The 17908-nt window shown below is 62.0% G+C and carries 20 protein-coding genes; 6 read left to right on the forward strand and 14 right to left on the reverse strand.

Translation table 11 applies throughout. The features are described from left to right. Positions 1–34: 34 nt before the first annotated feature. The 5 genes from GC121_RS09950 (at position 35) to GC121_RS09970 (ending at position 3144) form a co-directional block, all read left to right on the forward strand. A complete protein-coding gene (locus GC121_RS09950) occupies positions 35–379 on the forward strand; it encodes a hypothetical protein (protein ID WP_151974136.1) in 345 nt (114 codons plus the stop codon). Between the two features lie 53 nt (positions 380–432). After that, the gene (locus GC121_RS09955) at positions 433–621 is read left to right on the forward strand and encodes a hypothetical protein (protein WP_151974137.1); all 189 of its coding nucleotides are present in this window, start codon (positions 433–435) and stop codon (positions 619–621) included. Positions 622–750: 129 nt separating this feature from the next. Then, a complete protein-coding gene (locus GC121_RS09960) occupies positions 751–1398 on the forward strand; it encodes an MT-A70 family methyltransferase (protein ID WP_151974138.1) in 648 nt (215 codons plus the stop codon). After that, on the forward strand, positions 1395–2150 hold the full coding sequence (locus GC121_RS09965) for a BglII/BstYI family type II restriction endonuclease (protein WP_199857823.1): 756 nt from the start codon (positions 1395–1397) through the stop codon (positions 2148–2150). The genes GC121_RS09960 and GC121_RS09965 overlap by 4 nt, the downstream gene beginning before the upstream one ends. Positions 2151–2223: 73 nt before the next feature. Beyond that, positions 2224–3144: a hypothetical protein gene (locus GC121_RS09970; protein ID WP_151974139.1), complete on the forward strand. Its 921-nt coding sequence runs from the start codon at positions 2224–2226 to the stop codon at positions 3142–3144. Between the two features lie 13 nt (positions 3145–3157). On the opposite strand, the gene GC121_RS09975 is transcribed toward GC121_RS09970, so the two are convergent. The 4 genes from GC121_RS09975 to GC121_RS09990 all read right to left on the reverse strand — a co-directional run bounded on the left by GC121_RS09975 (position 3158) and on the right by GC121_RS09990 (position 8814). Beyond that, positions 3158–3763 carry a septal ring lytic transglycosylase RlpA family protein gene (locus GC121_RS09975; protein WP_234421193.1) on the reverse strand — a complete coding sequence of 202 codons (606 nt, stop codon included), beginning with the start codon at positions 3761–3763 and terminating at the stop codon, positions 3158–3160. 880 nt (positions 3764–4643) lie between these two features. After that, positions 4644–5858 carry an argininosuccinate synthase gene (locus tag GC121_RS09980; RefSeq protein WP_151974140.1) on the reverse strand — a complete coding sequence of 405 codons (1215 nt, stop codon included), beginning with the start codon at positions 5856–5858 and terminating at the stop codon, positions 4644–4646. A gap of 134 nt (positions 5859–5992) precedes the next feature. Further along, complete coding sequence (locus GC121_RS09985; protein WP_151974141.1) at positions 5993–7429, reverse strand: vanadium-dependent haloperoxidase; 1437 nt, start codon at positions 7427–7429, stop codon at positions 5993–5995. Positions 7430–7506: 77 nt separating this feature from the next. Then, complete coding sequence (locus GC121_RS09990; protein ID WP_151974142.1) at positions 7507–8814, reverse strand: cyclopropane-fatty-acyl-phospholipid synthase family protein; 1308 nt, start codon at positions 8812–8814, stop codon at positions 7507–7509. A 93-nt stretch (positions 8815–8907) separates the two neighbouring features. On the opposite strand from GC121_RS09990, the gene GC121_RS09995 reads away from it, so the two are divergent. After that, positions 8908–9348 carry a DUF1801 domain-containing protein gene (locus GC121_RS09995; protein ID WP_151974143.1) on the forward strand — a complete coding sequence of 147 codons (441 nt, stop codon included), beginning with the start codon at positions 8908–8910 and terminating at the stop codon, positions 9346–9348. Positions 9349–9354: 6 nt separating this feature from the next. Here GC121_RS09995 and GC121_RS10000 read toward each other — a convergent pair whose 3' ends face one another. The 10 genes from GC121_RS10000 to GC121_RS10045 form a co-directional block, all read right to left on the reverse strand. Further along, on the reverse strand, positions 9355–10125 hold the full coding sequence (locus GC121_RS10000; protein WP_370513748.1) for a molybdopterin-dependent oxidoreductase: 771 nt from the start codon (positions 10123–10125) through the stop codon (positions 9355–9357). After that, complete coding sequence (locus tag GC121_RS10005; RefSeq protein ID WP_151975692.1) at positions 10122–10826, reverse strand: cytochrome b/b6 domain-containing protein; 705 nt, start codon at positions 10824–10826, stop codon at positions 10122–10124. The genes GC121_RS10000 and GC121_RS10005 overlap by 4 nt, the downstream gene beginning before the upstream one ends. Before the next feature lie 14 nt (positions 10827–10840). Further along, positions 10841–11602, reverse strand: a complete 762-nt coding sequence (locus GC121_RS10010) for an SDR family oxidoreductase (RefSeq protein WP_151974145.1) — start codon at positions 11600–11602, stop codon at positions 10841–10843. A gap of 62 nt (positions 11603–11664) precedes the next feature. After that, the gene (locus GC121_RS10015; protein ID WP_151974146.1) at positions 11665–13728 is read right to left on the reverse strand and encodes an NAD(+) synthase; all 2064 of its coding nucleotides are present in this window, start codon (positions 13726–13728) and stop codon (positions 11665–11667) included. Between the two features lie 147 nt (positions 13729–13875). Then, positions 13876–14340 (reverse strand): glycine zipper 2TM domain-containing protein, encoded by a 465-nt coding sequence (locus GC121_RS10020; protein WP_151974147.1) that lies wholly within the window; start codon positions 14338–14340, stop codon positions 13876–13878. A 129-nt stretch (positions 14341–14469) separates the two neighbouring features. Continuing rightward, positions 14470–15063 (reverse strand): bifunctional 2-polyprenyl-6-hydroxyphenol methylase/3-demethylubiquinol 3-O-methyltransferase UbiG, encoded by a 594-nt coding sequence (locus GC121_RS10025; protein ID WP_151974148.1) that lies wholly within the window; start codon positions 15061–15063, stop codon positions 14470–14472. Beyond that, on the reverse strand, positions 15060–16316 hold the full coding sequence (gene rlmN, locus GC121_RS10030) for a 23S rRNA (adenine(2503)-C(2))-methyltransferase RlmN (protein WP_151974149.1): 1257 nt from the start codon (positions 16314–16316) through the stop codon (positions 15060–15062). Before rlmN ends, GC121_RS10025 begins: the two co-directional genes overlap by 4 nt. 95 nt (positions 16317–16411) lie before the next feature. Further along, the gene (locus tag GC121_RS10035; protein WP_151974150.1) at positions 16412–16861 is read right to left on the reverse strand and encodes a hypothetical protein; all 450 of its coding nucleotides are present in this window, start codon (positions 16859–16861) and stop codon (positions 16412–16414) included. Further along, positions 16861–17271 (reverse strand): VOC family protein, encoded by a 411-nt coding sequence (locus GC121_RS10040; protein WP_151974151.1) that lies wholly within the window; start codon positions 17269–17271, stop codon positions 16861–16863. The genes GC121_RS10035 and GC121_RS10040 overlap by 1 nt, the downstream gene beginning before the upstream one ends. Then, the gene (locus GC121_RS10045) at positions 17268–17750 is read right to left on the reverse strand and encodes a hypothetical protein (protein WP_234421194.1); all 483 of its coding nucleotides are present in this window, start codon (positions 17748–17750) and stop codon (positions 17268–17270) included. Before GC121_RS10045 ends, GC121_RS10040 begins: the two co-directional genes overlap by 4 nt. Between the last annotated feature and the right edge of the window lie 158 nt (positions 17751–17908).

Consider the following 17908-nt stretch of genomic DNA (forward strand, 5'->3'; position numbering starts at 1 on the left):
CTGGTACGGAACAGTTGCGGCGGAAGGAACTTACATGGACAAATCTGCGATCGAGAGCGGGCTAGTTTTGGCGGGTTTTGTGAAAGTCCACGCCACCAAGAAGCTGATTGAATACCGCCAGAAATCAGAAGCAGTCTATGTGAAAGTGGGCGGGACAGACCACCCACTCGTTATTCATGGCAGGCATGGGCCGAGCATTGCCAAATTGGCAGGAATGCAAGGGGTGCGACGGGCTAAGCCTTTATCAAAGCCCTACCATAACTCGAACATGCGTTCGTTCGACCTTCGCCAGAATACAGGGAAGAAGGCGACACGCTATGGCTTCGATTTTGGGTTCGATAGTCCTTCAGCGTTGCAGTCGTTCCTCATGTCTTTGTGAAGGCCTCGACATACCGTATATGCCCCGCATCCGCGAGGAAAGCGCAGGCAGATATGGCGTCGAAGACATCACCGGATAAGCCGCAAGAGCAGGTCATTCGCATGGGCGAATTCGGCCGCCGCATCGCCGCGCGCAAGGCCGAGCTTGGCCTGCCCGATCCCCCGCGCAACGCAGGGACAAACCGCACTGAAAGCAAGCGCGCGCTGCTGCAAGCGATCAAGGACGCTGGCGGGGAGTGGTGAGGGTGGAGTGAGACAGCAAATGTACCGGGCGCAATATGCCCCTCAGGTTGATCGAGCTCGGAAGTGAAGTTGGGATAATCAGTCTCGCTCACGTTGACTTAGGGCGACTTTTGTGAGTATGATCACCTTATGTTCCAACCAGAATCAGATGCGGGAATTGACCTGCTTCGAACCGCCAATGGGCGGCAATTCGGCACAATTCTGGCTGATCCGCCTTGGCAGTTCCAAAATCGGACCGGGAAAGTTGCTCCGGAGCATAAGCGGTTATCGCGATATGGTACGATGACCCTCGACGAGATTTGCGATCTTCCAGTCAAAGATGTCGCGGCGGACAGGTCTCATTTATATCTCTGGGTTCCCAACGCATTGTTGCCAGATGGTCTACGTGTGATGGATGAGTGGGGATTCCGGTATATCTCTAACATTGTTTGGCACAAGGTCCGCAAGGACGGTGGTTCAGATGGACGAGGTGTCGGTTTCTATTTTAGGAACGTCACTGAATTGTTGCTCTTCGGTGTGCGCGGTAAGGACGTGCGTACCCTCGCTCCAGGGCGCAGTCAGGTTAACATGATCCAGTCCCGCAAGCGTGAACACAGCCGGAAGCCGGACGAACAGTACAAAATTATCGAGGATTGCAGTTGGGGGCCACGTTTGGAGTTGTTCAGCCGTGGTGCCCGCAAGGAGTGGACAGTGTGGGGCAATCAAGCTGATGAGACCTATCGCCCGAGCTGGGATACTTATTCTTACAATAGCGCGCTGAGTGTCGCCGCCGAATGACTGCAAAAACCGACGAAGCGATGGATTCTGCTGTCCGTGACGACGATGTGTCGAGCGGTAGAGGGGCAGATTTGGACACAGTTGTGGCCAGTGTTATGCCACAGGCGCTGCGAGAAAAATTCGAGATATTTAGCTATCGAAATGCAGCTACCATTCTAGCGTCTGGCTTTCCTGAACAATTCTCAGATATTATCGAAGGTTTGACTAAGTTCAGCATTTCGAAGGATCTTATAAGAATCCCCGGTGGCAGCAAAGGGCCTATCGCCAAGTATGTCGACACGATTTTCACCGAAGAGGAAGGGTGGAGAGAAGCCCGCATTACTGCCGACCTTCATGTGAAACTACTGCACGCAAAAAAGAAGAATTCAGTTCTCGAAGAATACGTCCGCGACGGCTTTCTAGACGGTCACCGGATTGATTTCCTGAAGGGTCGTGTAGCGCTGGATCTTGAATGGAACAGCAAAGACCAAACCTATGACAGGGATCTCTATGCCTTTTCAGCCTTTTATGAGGCAGGGGCAATTGATGTGGGCGTAGTGTTAACTCGCGGGTCGTCGATCGACACGTCTTTCCTCCGCGGGCTTGGAAAAGTCCTCACCAAGGACGGGCAGGAGGGAACGGCAGACGTCTACAAGAAATTTGGCGCCTCAACGACATGGATGGGCAAGCTGCTCTACCGATTGGACGCAGGTCGAAACGGTGGGTGTCCGGTCTTAGCCATTGGCATCACACCTGAATGCGTTGAAGACTAGCCCCTTTCCTACACCCCCCCAAATATGCCTCCCTGCGCGGTTCCCCCAGAACCACGCAAGGACACACACGCATATGAACGCCCTCATCACCATCGACCAGCCGCAGCCCCAAGCCGAGCACGCTCGTCCCGGCCCCGAGCCGATCCTCACGCCCGCGCTGCAAGGCGCTTTCCTTGCCAGTCTCCAGCTGGTCGGCAATGTCTCCATCGCCTGCGCGCACGCAAAAATCGCTCGCATGACGGCCTATCGCGCGCGGCGGCGCTCGGCTGCTTTTGCGCGGGCGTGGGATGCGGCGCTGCTCGCGGCGCGGGTCCATGCGGAGGCGGAGCTGGCGGACCGGGCGATCAACGGGGTGGAGGAGGCGGTGTTCTATCACGGGGAGGAGGTGGCGCGGCGGCGGCGCTACGATTCCCGCCTGCTGCTCGCCCATCTCGCGCGGCTCGACAAAATGGCCGAGCGCGCCGATCTGCAGGCGGATCAGGCGCGGCTCGACGATTGGGTCGATGCGCTTGAACGCGGCGAGGATCTGGCGGCGGTGATCGCGGCGGAGGATGCGGACGCGGTTTCCTCACAGGACACTGTAACAGGTGTAACAGGTTCGGCCTCTGGAGGGGCGGGCGCCGCGCCTCCCTGTCACGAGGCGGAGGCGCTTTGCGGGCGGTGCCAGCAGCGGCCTGTCTGCGAAGACAGCGACTTCGGGCTGTGCGAGGCGTGCGATCTGGACGAGCGGGTGCATTGCATGGACTGCGAACGGCCCTTGGATACGCCCTTCTGGCCCTACGAGTTAGCCAAGAGCCCTGAGGAAGAGCGTGCGATCACGATGAAGCAGCTCGCCGCGTTCGAGCAGGAGCGCCAGCAGTGGTTCACCGCGCATCTGTGGGATGACGAGGATACGCCATGGGAAGCGGAGGAGGATAGTGCAGCAGAGCCGATCCGCGAGGCGGAGGGGCTGGTGGCGGATGCCGGATGCGGCCCGTCCCCGTCCGGCCGGTAGAGCGCGGGCTGGCCTAGTCGCGCAGCAGTTCGAGCTGCACCGTGCCGTGGCCGCGCTGGATCAGGCCGATCTCGGTCGCGGCGGCTTGGCTCAGGTCAATCGTGCGACCGCGGGTGAACGGCCCGCGATCATTGATGCGCACGATCACGCTGCGGCCATTGCCGGTATTGGTCACCCGCACGCGGCTGCCGAAGGGCAGGGTGCGGTGCGCGGCGGTGAGCGCGTTCATGTCGAACGTCTCGCCATTGGCGGTGCGGCGGCCGTGGAACTGGCGGCCGTAATAGGAGGCAACCCCGCTGCCGAGCGCCTCTGCGGCGGGGGGCGTGGCGGGCTCGATCGTGGCGATGTCGACCGCGTGGGCAGGGATCGCCACCGCGCCCGGATCGGCGTAGCGGGCGAAGGTCTCTTCAAACGCGGCTTCGGGGCTGGGGGTGAACACCGGCGCACCCGCAGGCGCGGAGTGGGTGGCGGCGAGCGGCGCGCGCTGCGATGCCTGTTGCGGCGACTGTTGCGCTTGCCCGACGCCAGCCGCGCCCAGCAGCGCCAGCGCAGCGAGGGCGAGCGAGGCCCGGCCCTTGGCGCGCAACCGCTTGGCGCGTGGCGTGCGGAGAGGTTCCATCCCGTTCATGGGAGGCGCCAATACAGGCGAATGGTAAACGACCCCAAATGTAACACGCAGCCCGTCGCTGCTGCAGCTCGCTTCATCGGAAATCGGGGCCGGAAACGCGGCGGAATGCCGATTTGGCCACAGAGCGGGAGGGGTCAGAACAGCGGTTTTCGCGCCGGACTCGGGATTAGGGGGCGAAAAGGGGGCCGGAAAGGAGAAATGGGGCCGGCATTGCTGCCGACCCCACTCTCACCGGCGGTGGACCCCCGAAGGGATGCTTATCGCCTGGCGTTTCTTCGTCCGGTCGTTGCCCGAAGGCCCGGTTCCTTGCCGAATATGTCGCCCGGCGCTCGCGCCGGTGCCGGATCCGGTTTTCCACGCTGCGAGCTCCCGAAGGTTCTCAGCTGCGCTTCCCGCCGTTTCCGAGACTGGATGCTTTCGCTGGCGTCTCAAGCGGCTCCTTCCGCACCTCAGTGCTTCCGTTTCCTCGACGCCGGTTTCCACATCCGGCCTATCCGTTGATCGCTGCTCTTTGTCTCAACAGTCCGGTTTCTGTCCGCTCTCCCGAAGGAGACCTTTCGTCCGCCATTCCTCCACAAGGAACGATGCCATCATCGCGTCGTCGATTTCCGCTTCCCCCTGTGTCCGAACCGGCAGGCGGTTCTTCGTGGCGGTCTGTTTCCGTCTTCGATGTTTTGAGAATGCGCCTGCGGACCGAGTCGGGCAAGGGCGCGAGCGTGCACTTATCCACTTTTGGCCGGAATGCCAGTGGACAAGAGTGGATAAGTCAACGGCTCACCGTATCGGGTGAAACCGGCTGCGATTTTGTGGCGATTGGCCGCGCGAAGTGACTCAAATGACTCGCATTTGCTGCAGTCTCGCGGCCCCGCGCTTACCGGTCGCGCTTGGCGAGCAGCCGCAGACGGAGGGCGTTGAGCTTGATAAAGCCCGCCGCATCGGCCTGATCGTAAGCGCCCGCATCGTCCTCGAACGTTACGTGCGCTTCGGAATAGAGCGAGTTGGGCGACTTGCGGCCCACAACCGATGCCTGCCCCTTATAGAGCTTCAGCCGCACGGTGCCGCTGACCTTCTCCTGGCTAAGGTCAATCGCCGCCTGCAACATCTCGCGCTCGGGCGCGAACCAGAAGCCGTTGTAAATGAGCTCGGCATATTTGGGCATCAGCTCGTCCTTCAGATGCGCCGCGCCGCGATCCAAGGTGATCTGCTCGATCCCGCGATGCGCACGGGCGTAGATCTCGCCGCCGGGGGTCTCATACATCCCGCGCGACTTCATGCCGACAAAGCGGTTCTCTACCAGATCGAGCCGCCCGATGCCGTGCTTGCGGCCCAGATCGTTGAGGGTGGTGAGGAGCGTGGCGGGGCTCATCGACTCGCCGTTCAGCGCTACGCCGTCACCGCGTTCGAAGTCCACGGTGATATATTCGGGCGTGTCGGGCGCGCTTTCCGGATGCCCGGTGCGCGAATAGACATAGTCGGGCACCTCTTCCCACGGGTCTTCGAGCACCTTCCCTTCGGACGAGGTGTGGAGGAGGTTCGCATCGGTCGAGAACGGGCTTTCGCCGCGCTTGTCCTTCGGCACCTGGATCTGGTGCTTCTCCGCCCAATCGATCAGCGCGGTGCGGCTGGTCAGATCCCATTCGCGCCACGGAGCGATCACGCGGATATCGGGATTGAGCGCATAGGCGCTGAGTTCGAACCGCACTTGGTCATTGCCCTTGCCGGTCGCGCCATGGGCGATGGCATCGGCGCCGGTCTCGCGCGCGATCTCGACCAGACGCTTGGAGATAAGCGGGCGGGCAATCGATGTGCCGAGCAGATAATCGCCTTCATACCGCGCATTGGCACGCATCATCGGGAAGACGAAATCGCGCACGAATTCCTCGCGCAGGTCCTCGATAAAGATGTGCTCGTCGGGAATGCCCATCGCCCGGGCCTTGGCGCGCGCGGGTTCGATTTCCTCGCCCTGACCCAGATCGGCAGTGAAGGTGACAACCTCAAGCCCGCGCTCCACGCTCAGCCACTTGGCGATGACGCTGGTATCAAGACCGCCGGAATAGGCGAGGACAACTCGTTTGATATCGGACATGGGCAAGGGCTTCCTGTTGAATGCGGAGGCGCGGTTAGCAGGGGGCGCGGCGCGCTGCAATCATGTGCGGCCAGACTCTTTGGAAACCGGTTGTTGGCCCAGCGGCTCGCAAAGCCCGCACGGCGAGCATTGCGCTACACCCCGAACAGCTCCTGCGCCCTGTCATGCACAACGGCGGCGACGCGGCGGCCCATCAGCAGGCCTTCGCGGTTGTCCGCCTCGATATGGTAGCCGCCATAGATGCGCGAAATGCCCGCCATGTCGGCGGTGGCGGTGAAGGTCGGCAACACCATACGGACTTCCTCGCCCAGCGCCTCGGGCTCGGTAATCTCGCCGGGAATACGCGTCAGCTCCGCGCCGAATTCATCGTCGCCGGTTACCAGACGCAGCACTTCGGCGCAGCAGGCGCTCACCGCGCTATGGCCGGAGACATAGCCGGGGAAGGGCGGGCTGACGAATTCGTAGGGGCTGTAAGGATACCACTCGCTGCCCGGCAGTTCGATCGTGCCTCTGCCCGGACCGCCCCAGCCGCGAATGGTCTGATCCGCGAAGTAATGGCGCACCAGCGTCCACGGGCGGGCGCTGTCATAATGCCGCTTGGTATCCCATGCGGCGATGAAGGCATCATGCGCGGCCATGCCGACGGAGAAGAACAGCTTCACATCATCGTCCAGCCCATTGCGGTCGCGGCGCGAGACGTCTTGCGCGAACCGCAGCCAGTGGCCCGACTGGCCGGTCGAGCCGGGGCCGTCGCGCATGAATTCGACAATGGCCTTCTGCTCGTTGGTCAGCCCGGCGTTGAAATCGAGCACCTGCTGCACCTCGGCGAGCAATTCGTTCGAGCCCACCAGCGGCGGCGGCGGGGCGCGGAACTGGTCGGACGACGTCAGCGCAAAGGTGTTCACGCGGTACCAGTGCGGCGTCAGGAAGCCCGGCGCGCGGGTGGAGCCGTCGGGAAAGCGGAAGGTAATCGGCTGCCAGCGATCAGGGTGGAGGATACGGTCGGGTGGGTTGACGGGATTATACTGCGTGTAATCCGAATAGGCGTTGCCGCTCGAACCCGGCTCGTCCCCGAGCTGGTTAGCCCCGTCGCGGTGGCATTCGCCGGTGATCGTCTCGCCAATCAACGTGCCAATGCCCGCCGGGGTAACGGCGTTGGGAATGGCGCCATCCGGATCGTAGCCGAAGTCGAGCAGCGCCGCGCTGATGGCCGAGCCGCTCTCGGGATAGACATCGCGCAGCGCGTGGGCGACCGCATAGCTGATCGCCTCTTCCTGATTGGAACGGTTGCGCTCGCTCGCCGGACGTTTCAGCCGTGTGCCGAACCATGCGCCTTGCGCGCTATCGTCATAGGCAGCCCACGCCTCATACATGGCGGAGACGACAATCCCCATCGCCCGCGCCAGCACTGTGGGCCGCGCGCCATATTGCCGCACATCGACCGCCGCAGTGTCGAGCAGCACATTCGTCCAGCGATAGGCGAGCGAGGCATCGGGCACCGCGAGCGACGTTCCGCTATGGCGCACCCGCACCGCCGGGTCGCGCGCGGCGACGGCTCCCATAAACGGCATGCCAGCCGCCAGTCCGAAAGCACCGCTTTTGAGCAAAGTCCGGCGTTTGATGCGCACTGTTTCCCCCCTGTGCGTGCCTACTCCGCCGCTTCCTTAAATGCCGGATCAAGGTGCCATTTCGGGGCTTCTTCCATCGCAAACAGGCGGCGCTCTTCTTCGTACATGAAGTCGCGCGTCATCGGCAGGGCTGTGCGGTCTTTCACATAGACGATCTGGTGGTTCACCAGCCCGCCATTGCGGAAGGCCTGCTCTGCCCCGGCGAGGTAGAACAGCCACATCCGGTAGAACTGCTCGTCATACATCTCGACCAGTTCGTCCTTGTGCATGACGGTGCGGTTGTACCATTCTTCCAGCGTGTGGCAGTAATGGAAGCGCATCGCTTCCACATCCATCACTTGCCAGCCGAACTGTTCGGACTGGGTAATGAGCTCTGACAGGGCAGGAATGTAACCGCCGGGGAAGATGTATTTGCGGGTGAAGGCGTCGGTAAAGCCGGGAGGCCCTGCGCGGCCGCAGGCATGGCTCAGCATCACGCCCTTGGGCTTCAGCAGCTTGGCGGTGTGCTCGTAGAACTGCGGGTAATGCGGCGTGCCGACGTGTTCGAGCAAGCCGATCGAGCTGATCCGGTCAAACTCGCCGCGTACCTCGCGGTAATCCATCAGCGCGAACTTCACCTTGTCGGACACGCCCGCCTCCGCTGCGCGCTCCTTGCAGAAGGCGATTTGGTCGGGCGCGAGCGCCACGCCCAGCACTTCACAGCCATACATCCGGTTGAGATAGAGCGCGAAACCGCCCCAGCCGCAGCCGATATCGAGCACGCGCATATTGGGCCCGTTCTCGGCGGTGATATTCAGCTTGGCAGCGAGATGCGCCTTCTTGTCGAGCTGCGCCTGTTCGAGCGAGACATCGAGGCTGCGGTGGTAGCCCATCGTGTATTGGCGATCCTCGTCGAGGAAGAGCTCATACAGGCGGCGGGTGAGATTGTAGGTGTGCTCGGCATTCTTGCGCGCCTTGCCCGGCAGGTTGATGCTGTCGGCCTTGGCAATCGCCTTTTGCGTCAGCCATTTGGCCTTGCTCTGCGGCTGGATCGCGGCATCGCCAATGGCCTTGGACTGGGCGGTGAAGAACAGGATCAGGTCGCGCAGATCATGCGGTTCGACAATGTCCATCCAGCCCCACATGAAGGCCTCTGCCGTGCCCAGCTGCGGATAGCGGGCGATATGCATCGCGGCCTTCGGGTTGGTGAGGCGGACGTGCATCGGCTCCGAATAGCCGCCCTCGACTTCGCCTCCCGCGCCATATTCGTAAACCTTGCCGTCATGGTCGGTAATGACCAGCTTGCCATTCTTGATGACACGCTTGAGCAACTTGTCGAGCAACCACATAAATCCTGCGTCCCCTGAAGATTTGTGTTCAATTCAAACCGCTCGTGTGCGGATGCTTTGCTGCAGAGTCAATTGCGCGCTACACTCTTCCCCATGAACGGAAATATCACCCAGCCTAGCGCCATGGCGGTCGAGGCGTTTATCGAAGCAGTCGCGCATGACGGCAAACGCGCTGATGCGAAGGTGCTCGACGCGCTGTTCCGCCGCGTGACGGGGGAGGAGCCGCAGATGTGGGGGCCGACGATGATCGGCTATGGCACCTACCACTACCGCTACGAGACCGGGCGCGAGGGAGACTTCCTGCGCACCGGCTTTTCCCCGCGCAGTGCCAAGCATTCGCTGTATCTGATGGGCGGCTATTGCGAAGAGTTGACGGCGCAGCGCAACGAGGAATTGCTGGCGAAACTGGGCAAGCATTCGCGCGGCAAAAGCTGCCTCTACATCAACAAGCTCGCCGATGTGGACTTGGGCGTGCTGGAGGAGTTGGTGCGGGTAAACTGGGAAGCCATGGGGCGGGTGTATCCGCTCCTGTAGCGAACCCTAAATCCCCGCATACCACTGATAGCCCGCCACATCCTCCCAATAGCCGCCTTGGCCGCCATTGATGCCATCAAGGCTCGCGACCAGTTCGATACCGGTCAAGTATTTCGGCTGCTTGTAACCCAGCTGCCGCTCCAGCCGCATCCGCAAGGGCGCGCCATTGCGTTCGGGTAGCGCCTCGCCATTGAGCATATGCGCGACGATGGTTTGCGGGTGCATCGCATCATCCATGTCGCAGCTTTCGTAGTAATCCACGCGGCGGCGGTTATCAGCAGGGCCGCGCATGGTGAAATCGGCGCAGCGGAAGACAGCGAACCGCGCGCCTTCCTGCACGCCCGCCATGTCCAGAATCTGCGCAAGCTGCGGCCCCGTCCATTCGCCGATCGCGCTCCAGCCCTCGACGCAATCGTGGCGGGTGACTTGCGTGCGCTGGGGCAGGGCACGGATATCCTCCAGCGAGAGGCTGAGAGGGGTGTCCACCAATCCGCTGACTGTCAAACGCCAATCGGGAAAGCCCGCAGCCAAGGCCTCGCGATAGGCGTCGCTATCGACCGTCAGATTGCCATTGCCGCGAAAATAGGACGAGATGGCGCTGCGATCATATTCGGGCGCCATGGGGATGCGCCCGCCGCCCAGCGCGCGGTGCAGGCCGCGATGCCAGTTTTGCGCGCCTTGGGCGATCTTACCGAACCAGTCGGTCTTGCCGATTTCGGTGCACCCGGTAAGGAAAGCGGCACCGGCGGCGACGAGGAAATTGCGGCGCTGCATCATTCCTTCCCCCCGAAAATCATATCCCTGATCTGGTGGATCGGCCCTGCGAGCAGCACCAGCACGAGGTGCAGCACAAGGAATCCGCACAGCAGCCACGCGGCGATAAAGTGCAGGCTTCGTGCGCTCTGGCGGCCACCGAACAGGTCGGTCATCCACGGCCACGCGGCTTCCATGCCGGGGCTCATCACCATGCCGGTGACAATCATCAGCGGAATGAGGATCAGGATCACGCCCGCATAGGCGATCTTCTGCAAGATGTTATACTTGCCCTCGCCATGTTCGAAATTGAGCTTGAGATGCTCGCGAATGTCCGTCCAGATGTTCGCCGGACTCCACTCCTTCGCGCGGGCGAAAATGTCGCGCTTCATATGCCCGTTGATCAGCGAGGCGATCATGAAGGCGAGCAGCCCGAAGGCAAACACCAGCGCGAACACGATATGCCAGTCGCGCGCGGCGGCGAGGTTGTAATGATCGGGAATTGTCGCCCAGCCGGGGAAACGCGGCACTTCCAGCCAGGCATCTTCGGGCGCGAAACCGTCATTGCCCCAATACAGGCGGCGGTGCGCGTTGGAGATATTGAGGCCGCTCATAAACAGGATAATGATGCTGGCGGCATTGGCCCAATGCCACAGCCTTGTGCTGAGCGCGTGGCGCTTTTTGGGCTTGGCGGTGGTGACCTGATCGCCACCCGTCGGTTCCATTACCAGAGCATCGCTCATGCGCCTTTCCCCTCCCGATCAAGGTAAATCACGTCGCGCGGCTGGCGCAGCAGGTGCTGGCCCGAATCGACGGTAATATTCTGCCCCGAAGCCAGCGGCCCCTCGGCAAGGAACAGCGCCGCATCGGCGATTTCGTCAGCGCCCGTTTGCCGCACAAGCAGGTTGAGCAAATGGCTGCGCCGTGCCTCTTCCGGCGTCTGGTCATGGCTCGGCAGGATGGCACCGGGCGCGAGCGTGTAGACGCGGTCATCGCCGTGAAACGCCATCGCCATCATCTGTGCGGCGATATCGGCGGCGGCCTTGCTCATCGTGTAGCTGAAGAAATCGGGGTTGAGATTGGCAAGCTTCTGGTCAGTCACCTGCACCACGCGCCGCCCCGCATTGCTGCGACCATGCGCGAAATAGGCTTGCGCCATAGCAACAGGAACGGTTGCATTGATCCCCATAGCGGCTGCATTCGTCGCAGCGTCCAGTCCGGTTACATCGTCGGGTTCAAAAATTGATGCGCAGTTGACGAGGCAGCGCCAGTCAGGAAGCTGCTCCGCCAGTTCGCGCACCATGGCGCGTCCCGCGTCGACGCTGGAGAGATCGGCACCGATCGTTTGTGCAGAGGGAAGACTGGCGGCCAGCGCCTCTGCCGCTTCGGCAGAGCTGTTGTAATGGATAACAACGTGCCACCCCGCTGCGGCAAAGCGTTCGACAATGGCGCGCCCGACGCGCTTGGCGCCGCCGGTGACGAGGACTGACTTGGCTGACATGCGGCCACCCTACAGCGCGACGCGGCCGGAGCAAGCCGGACTTGGGGCCAGCGCGCCTCGCGCTACTCGCCTTCGGGCACGTTGGCGCGCAAATCTTCCAGCCACACATCGGCTACCGCATCGCTCGGCGCGCGCCAGTCTCCGCGCGGGGAGAGCGCGCCGCCTGCGCTGACTTTGGGGCCGTTGGGTAGCGCGCTGCGTTTGAACTGGCTGAAGGCAAAGAAGCGCTGCACGAACTTCTCCAGCCAGCTGCGGATCGTCGCGAGATCATACGCGTTCTTGCCTTCATCGGGGAAGGCGTGCGGCCACAGGCCTGCCTCGGCATCCCGCCAAGCGTGCCAGCACAGGAAGGCGATATGGCTGGGCTTCTGCCCCCAGCGGATCGTGTGGTGGAGGAAGAAATCGTTGAGCTCGTAAGGGCCGATAATGCTCTCGGTGCTCTGGATCGCGCCGTCGGCACCGGCGGGCACCAGCTCGGGGCTGATTTCGGTGGCGAGCACGGCTTCCAGCGCGGCATCGCAGGTCGCGTCGAACTGGTTGGTGCGCGTGCACCAGCGGATCAGATACTGGATCAGCGTCTTGGGCACGCCCGAATTGACCGCGTAATGGCTCATCTGGTCGCCCACGCCATAGGTGCACCAGCCCAGCGCCAGCTCCGACAGATCGCCCGTGCCGATCACAAAGCCCTTGTGATGGTTGGCAAGGCGGAAGAGGTAATCGGTGCGCAGGCCCGCCTGCACATTCTCGAAGGTCACATCATGCACCGGCTCGCCATCGGCGAAGGGGTGCTGCATATCGGTGAGCATCTGCGTGGCGGCAGGGCGGATGTCGATTTCCTCGGCGGTGACGCCGAAGGCCTGCATCAACTTCCACGCATTGGCCTTGGTGCCATCCGAGGTGGCAAAACCCGGCATGGTATAGGCGCGGATGGTGGTGCGCGGCAGGCCAAGCGTGTCGCAGGCCTTTGCTGCCACGATCAGCGCGTGCGTGCTGTCGAGTCCGCCCGAAATGCCGATCACCAGCGCTTTCGTGCCCGTCGCCTGCATCCGCCGCATCAGCGCATCGACCTGGATGTTGAACGCCTCGTAACAATCCTCGTCCAGCTTATCCTGCCGGTTGGGGACGAAGGGGAAGCGGCGGATGGCGCGCACGAGGCCGATATCGCCCGGCGTGTGGTCATGTTCGAACCCGATCACGCGGTAACTGTCTTCAGGTCGGCCCGCATCCTCCGCCGCATCGTTGAACGTGCCCATCCGCATCCGCTCGTTACGGATACGCTGCGTGTCGATATCGGTTACGCACAGCTCCGGCTCCAGCTCGAACCGCACGCTTTCGACCAGCAGATCGCCCAGTTCGTAGACCATGCCTTGGCCATCCCAGCTGAGGTCGGTCGTGCTCTCGCCAAAGCCGCTCGCGGAATAGGCATAAGCGCAGACATTGCGCGCCGAGGAGGCGCGGCACAGCAAATGCCGTTCGTCCGCCTTGCCGATGGTGATGTTGGATGCCGAGAGATTGAGCAGGATATTTGCGCCCGCCAAAGCCGCCATGGTGCCGGGCGGGGTGGGGCTCCAGAAATCCTCGCAAATCTCGATCCCGAAGGTGAAGCCGGGAAGGTTGTCCGCTGCAAAGATCAGATCGACCCCGAACGGCACTTCCTCGCCCGCAACGCTCAGCCAGAGATTGCGGCAGGCATTGCCGCGCGCAAACCAGCGCTTCTCGTAATATTCGCGGTAATTGGGCAGGAAACTCTTGGGCACCGCGCCCAGCACTTCGCCCTGCGCAATCACCAGCGCGCAATTGTAGACCCGCCCGCCGCGCCGCAGCGGTGCGCCGACAACCAGCACGGGGGTGAGCGCTTCGCTCGCCTTGCGCAAAGTCTCGATCCCCGCCTCGACCGCGTCGAGCAGCGCCGCCTGCATATGCAGATCGTCGATGGCGTAGGAGGATACGCACAATTCGGGAAACAGCAGCAGATCTACATGGCCCGCATGGGCCGCCTCCGCCTGCTCGATGATCCCCTGCACACTGTAGCGCACATCAGCCGTGCGGCTGCGCGGGGTGGCGGTGGCGACACGCACGAAACCATGCGTGTGCATATCGAAGAACGGATGGGTCTTGGCGCTCATAAGGCCGCCCATAGCGCAGAAATCTGCGCTATCCCAAACAAAACGCCGCCGCTCCGAAGGGGGAGAGCGACGGCGCTTCTTCAGGGACACTTGGGTATTCGCGGCAACCCTGCTGACGGTTACCGCAGCATCCGCAGCGCCCGGGGTTTAGCGGCAGCGCGCATCGCCGCGGTCGATTTCACGGCCGAGCAAACCGCCCAGCGCGGCGCCCAGAACAGTGCCGACGGTGCGGTCACGCCCGCCATCGATCTCCCGCCCGATCAGCGCGCCACCGGCAGCGCCAATGATCAGGCCCGTGGTGCCGTTCTCGCGCTCGCAATAATAACGCCCGTCGCGGCCCTGCCACACGCGGTCACCCCGGCGCACGCGGCGCGGTTCGTAATAGCGGCCGTCATCGTCATAGACACGGTGGCGGCGCTGGTCCCGGCGGCAAGCGCGGCGGTCGCGCCGGCGCTCGTAACGGTCGCAACGATCATAGCGGTCATACCCGCGATCATCGTTGTGATAGCCATAGGCCGGAGCCCAGGCAGGCGGTCCGCCCTGCGCCATCGCCGGCGCAGCAGGGATCGCCAGCGTGGTGGCGGCGGCGAGAGCTAGGAAGGTCTTTTTCATGTGAACAATCTCCTTTCGCTTCGATCAGCCCGTGCTGATGTAAAACGAGGTATCGTTCAGTTTTTCACAACCGCAGATGAACGGTTCGTTGGAATGCAGGTTCAGGGACAAGCTGTTGTTCGCGCGCGATCAGCCGAGCTTCTGGACGGTCACAGCGATCCAGTCGCGCACGGTGCCGTCGGCCCCTTCGCCTTCCCAAATCCGCTCGCCAACCGGCGCGAACCCGGCTGCGGCATAGCGTTCGCGCACCCAGTCGGCAGCGGGGAAATTGTGCAACCGGCCAAGCAAATCGCGGCCTTCGCCCGTTCCCAGTTTGAAGCTGGCGTAGTGCAATCCTGCCGGTTTGAGCGCCCGGTGAATGCGGGAAAGGATGTCGGGCAGATCGTCGCGCGCAACGTGCAGCAAGCAGGCATGGGCCCACACGGCGTCATAGGCGTTCTCGGCGTCGATTTGGTCGAACCGCATGTGCCTTGCGCCAAGGCTGAAGCTTTCATTGGCCTTGCGCACCATCGCCGCCACGCCATCGGTCGCGTCCACCGCAAAACCCCGTTCGATCATCCGCGCCGCATCCCGCCCGCCGCCGCAACCGAGTTCAAGTATATGCGCGCCGGGCGCAAGCCGGTCGAGGAAGGCGTCGAGATCGCGGGAAGGCGCTTGCCCGAAGCTGAGCGTGTAATGCGGCGCAGATTTTTCGTAGAAGGCAATTGTGGCGGGGTCGGTCACCCTTGGGCCGCCTCAGCCGCTTCCCGATCCCGCTCCGCGCGGCTTTTCTTCTCCGCAGCCGTCTTCAACTGCCCGCAGGCTGCGTCAATATCGCGCCCGCGTGGGGTGCGCACCGGCGCGCTGATGCCGCCTTCGAACACGATGTCGGAAAAGCGCTTGATCCGTTTGGGCGTCGAACATTCGTAATTCGCGCCGGGCCACGGGTTGAAGGGGATCAGATTGACCTTGGCGGGCAATTTGTAGGTCTTCAGCAGCCGGACGAGTTCGCGCGCGTGGTCGTCGCTGTCGTTCTTGTCCTTCAGCATCACATATTCGAACGTGATGCGCCGCGCATTGCTGGCGCCGGGATAATCGGCGCAGGCTTGCAGCAGCTCCTCTATGCCGTATTTCCGGTTGAGCGGAACGATCTCGTCGCGGATATCCTTCGTCACCGCGTGCAGGCTGACCGCGAGGTTGACCCCAATTTCCTCGCCGCAGCGATCCATCATCGGCACCACGCCGCTGGTGGAAAGCGTGATGCGGCGCTTGGACAGGGCGAGGCCGTCACCATCCATCACCAGTTGTAGCGCGCCTTTGACATTGTCGAAATTATACAGCGGCTCGCCCATGCCCATCATCACGATATTGGTGAGCAGGCGGCCGTCCGAGGTGTAGTGACCCTCATCTTCGGCATCATCGAGGTCCGCCCCAAAATCGAACTTCATATTGCCCTTGGGCCATTCGCCCAGCGCATCGCGGGCGAGCATCACTTGGCCGACAATCTCGCCCGGCGTGAGATTGCGCACCAGCCGCATCGTGCCGGTGTGGCAGAAGGTGCAATTGAGCGTGCAGCCGACCTGGCTCGACACGCACAATGTCCCGCGATCCGCATCGGGGATGAAGACCATTTCGAAATCGTGCCCGTCCGCCGTGCGGAGCAACCATTTGCGCGTGCCGTCAGTGGAATGCTGCGCTTCGACCACTTCGGGGCGACCGATGACAAACCGCTCGGCCAGCCATGGGCGCATGGTCTTCGCGATATCGGTCATCGCGTCAAAATCGGTGACGCCGCGATGGTAAAGCCAGTGGAACACCTGCTTGGAACGCAGCTTGGCCTGCCGTGTGCCGAGCCCCGCTTCCTCGAAAAGCTCCGCAATCCGCGCCTTGGGCAGACCGATCAGATCCACGCGGCCATCGGCACGCGGCGTGATGTCACGCGCCACGGGAACCGGGTCAATCTGCCCGGGAATGCTCATCAGGGTCGTATTGGTCATGGGAGGCGCGCATATAGGCGAGGGCGCGCGCTTTTGCCAGAGGCGCAATTCAGGAGCGCGGGGACGCGGCAACACCTGCGCTGGACATTCCCAAATTAATAAAGGTTCCAGCCAAAATAGACTTCGGGCGTCGCACTTGTGCAGGTCGTGGACCTGCTATAATTCAAGTCCTCTGATAATATAGCTTCAAAATCAATAATTTCTACAAAAAGCACGCCATCTCTTGAAATATTTAATATCTGAGGAGCGTATTTATTCTTCTGATCATCGTCCTCGGGGATGTCAAATAAATCGAAATCATATTCATAAGATGTTGTAAGCACCGTTGGCGAGCCATTTGGAATGCCGATCCGCTTATTATCTGTCTTCAGAAACTCAATAAATTCGACCCAAAGAGTTGGTTCATGCACGGTGGTCGAAGCGTTGGCACGACAGAATATTTGAAACTCCTCAATCCGATCTTGTTCGGACTGACACCCCGTCAGCGCAATTAAGAGAGGCAGCGGAATCAGCCAAATCCTATGCATGGTTGCAAACCCATCCATTAGCCACTCGCCGATTTGCCGCTCAAAGGCCGCGCCATCAGATCCTGCCCGAACATCACGCGGTGCCCATCATGCGTGCGCACAGCGAATTCGCGCATATCCCATTCCTCGGTGCGGGGTTCCTTGAGAATGTCCACATTCGCGCGGTCTATTTCGGCGAAATAGGCATCGATATCGTCGAACTCGATATAGCCGAAATATTGGTGGTCACCCAGTTCGGGCACCGGAGGCGCATCGGGGCAGGAGCCGAGCATGATCGTGCAGCGGCCGCGCCGGACGAAAACCCAGCCACCCAAATCGCGCAGAGCATCGAATTTCATCACATCGACCCACCAGCGTGCGGTCGCCATCGCATCGGGCACGGCGAGGACAAAACTGAGGCCAGTGATGTCGGGTCTGGAGTTATTCATCGGTTCGCACACCCCACTGCTGCCGCATCGATCGCGGTGGCCGCGCCGTCGAGGCTGTAGCGGTCGGTAAAGCGTCGTCCGCGTGTGTCGGTGGCGCTGACGCTCAGGCTGCTGGCGGAGCGCATGGCGGCGACCACGCGCGCATCGGCGGCGGCATTTTCCGCCCAGCCATTGGTGCCGCTGCCGGACAGCGCAAACCGCTGTCCGCTGATCGCAAGCTGCATCCGCGGATCGCTGGCGAGGCTGCGGCTCAAGCGGAAATGGACTTGCTGGCGGACATTCTGGCGCGGCCATGTGCTGATGGTGGCGAAGGCACCGCCGCGCCCCTCGGCCTCGGCGATGGCGTAGCAGCGCGGCACGTCGCTATCGCGGAACGCGCCCCAATCGCCGAACACGCCCAGACTCTCGCGGTCCACGCCATGCGCCAGCAGCGGTGCGGAGACGACCAAGGCGAAGGCAGGGGCAATCCAGCGAAGCATTCCTCTTATATAGGCGCATAAAGCCTGCACTGTGAATCCCTCAAAATCGGACAAAAATCGTACCGGCAAAGTCCGGTTATTCTGGAAAAATTCCGACCTTTCACCTATATCAGCCGGAACGGAGGGGGTTCTCCTAGAAAACCCGCAAAATGAAAGGC

Origin of the sequence: Erythrobacter sp. EC-HK427, assembly GCF_902498745.1 — a bacterium.
Taxonomy (GTDB): domain Bacteria; phylum Pseudomonadota; class Alphaproteobacteria; order Sphingomonadales; family Sphingomonadaceae; genus Alteraurantiacibacter.

What these genes read in the sequence shown, in the direction of transcription:
- GC121_RS09950 (WP_151974136.1), top strand. Translation starts at nt 35, where the DNA reads ATGGACAAATCTGCGATCGAGAGCGGGCTAGTTTTGGCGGGTTTTGTG.
- GC121_RS09955 (WP_151974137.1), top strand. Translation starts at nt 433, where the DNA reads ATGGCGTCGAAGACATCACCGGATAAGCCGCAAGAGCAGGTCATTCGC.
- GC121_RS09960 (WP_151974138.1), top strand. Translation starts at nt 751, where the DNA reads ATGTTCCAACCAGAATCAGATGCGGGAATTGACCTGCTTCGAACCGCC.
- GC121_RS09965 (WP_199857823.1), top strand. Translation starts at nt 1,395, where the DNA reads ATGACTGCAAAAACCGACGAAGCGATGGATTCTGCTGTCCGTGACGAC.
- GC121_RS09970 (WP_151974139.1), top strand. Translation starts at nt 2,224, where the DNA reads ATGAACGCCCTCATCACCATCGACCAGCCGCAGCCCCAAGCCGAGCAC.
- GC121_RS09975 (WP_234421193.1), bottom strand. Translation starts at nt 3,763, where the DNA reads ATGGAACCTCTCCGCACGCCACGCGCCAAGCGGTTGCGCGCCAAGGGC.
- GC121_RS09980 (WP_151974140.1), bottom strand. Translation starts at nt 5,858, where the DNA reads ATGTCCGATATCAAACGAGTTGTCCTCGCCTATTCCGGCGGTCTTGAT.
- GC121_RS09985 (WP_151974141.1), bottom strand. Translation starts at nt 7,429, where the DNA reads ATGCCGTTTATGGGAGCCGTCGCCGCGCGCGACCCGGCGGTGCGGGTG.
- GC121_RS09990 (WP_151974142.1), bottom strand. Translation starts at nt 8,814, where the DNA reads ATGTGGTTGCTCGACAAGTTGCTCAAGCGTGTCATCAAGAATGGCAAG.
- GC121_RS09995 (WP_151974143.1), top strand. Translation starts at nt 8,908, where the DNA reads ATGAACGGAAATATCACCCAGCCTAGCGCCATGGCGGTCGAGGCGTTT.
- GC121_RS10000 (WP_370513748.1), bottom strand. Translation starts at nt 10,125, where the DNA reads ATGATGCAGCGCCGCAATTTCCTCGTCGCCGCCGGTGCCGCTTTCCTT.
- GC121_RS10005 (WP_151975692.1), bottom strand. Translation starts at nt 10,826, where the DNA reads ATGGAACCGACGGGTGGCGATCAGGTCACCACCGCCAAGCCCAAAAAG.
- GC121_RS10010 (WP_151974145.1), bottom strand. Translation starts at nt 11,602, where the DNA reads ATGTCAGCCAAGTCAGTCCTCGTCACCGGCGGCGCCAAGCGCGTCGGG.
- GC121_RS10015 (WP_151974146.1), bottom strand. Translation starts at nt 13,728, where the DNA reads ATGAGCGCCAAGACCCATCCGTTCTTCGATATGCACACGCATGGTTTC.
- GC121_RS10020 (WP_151974147.1), bottom strand. Translation starts at nt 14,340, where the DNA reads ATGAAAAAGACCTTCCTAGCTCTCGCCGCCGCCACCACGCTGGCGATC.
- rlmN (WP_151974149.1), bottom strand. Translation starts at nt 16,316, where the DNA reads ATGACCAATACGACCCTGATGAGCATTCCCGGGCAGATTGACCCGGTT.
- GC121_RS10035 (WP_151974150.1), bottom strand. Translation starts at nt 16,861, where the DNA reads ATGGATGGGTTTGCAACCATGCATAGGATTTGGCTGATTCCGCTGCCT.
- GC121_RS10040 (WP_151974151.1), bottom strand. Translation starts at nt 17,271, where the DNA reads ATGAATAACTCCAGACCCGACATCACTGGCCTCAGTTTTGTCCTCGCC.
- GC121_RS10045 (WP_234421194.1), bottom strand. Translation starts at nt 17,750, where the DNA reads ATGCTTCGCTGGATTGCCCCTGCCTTCGCCTTGGTCGTCTCCGCACCG.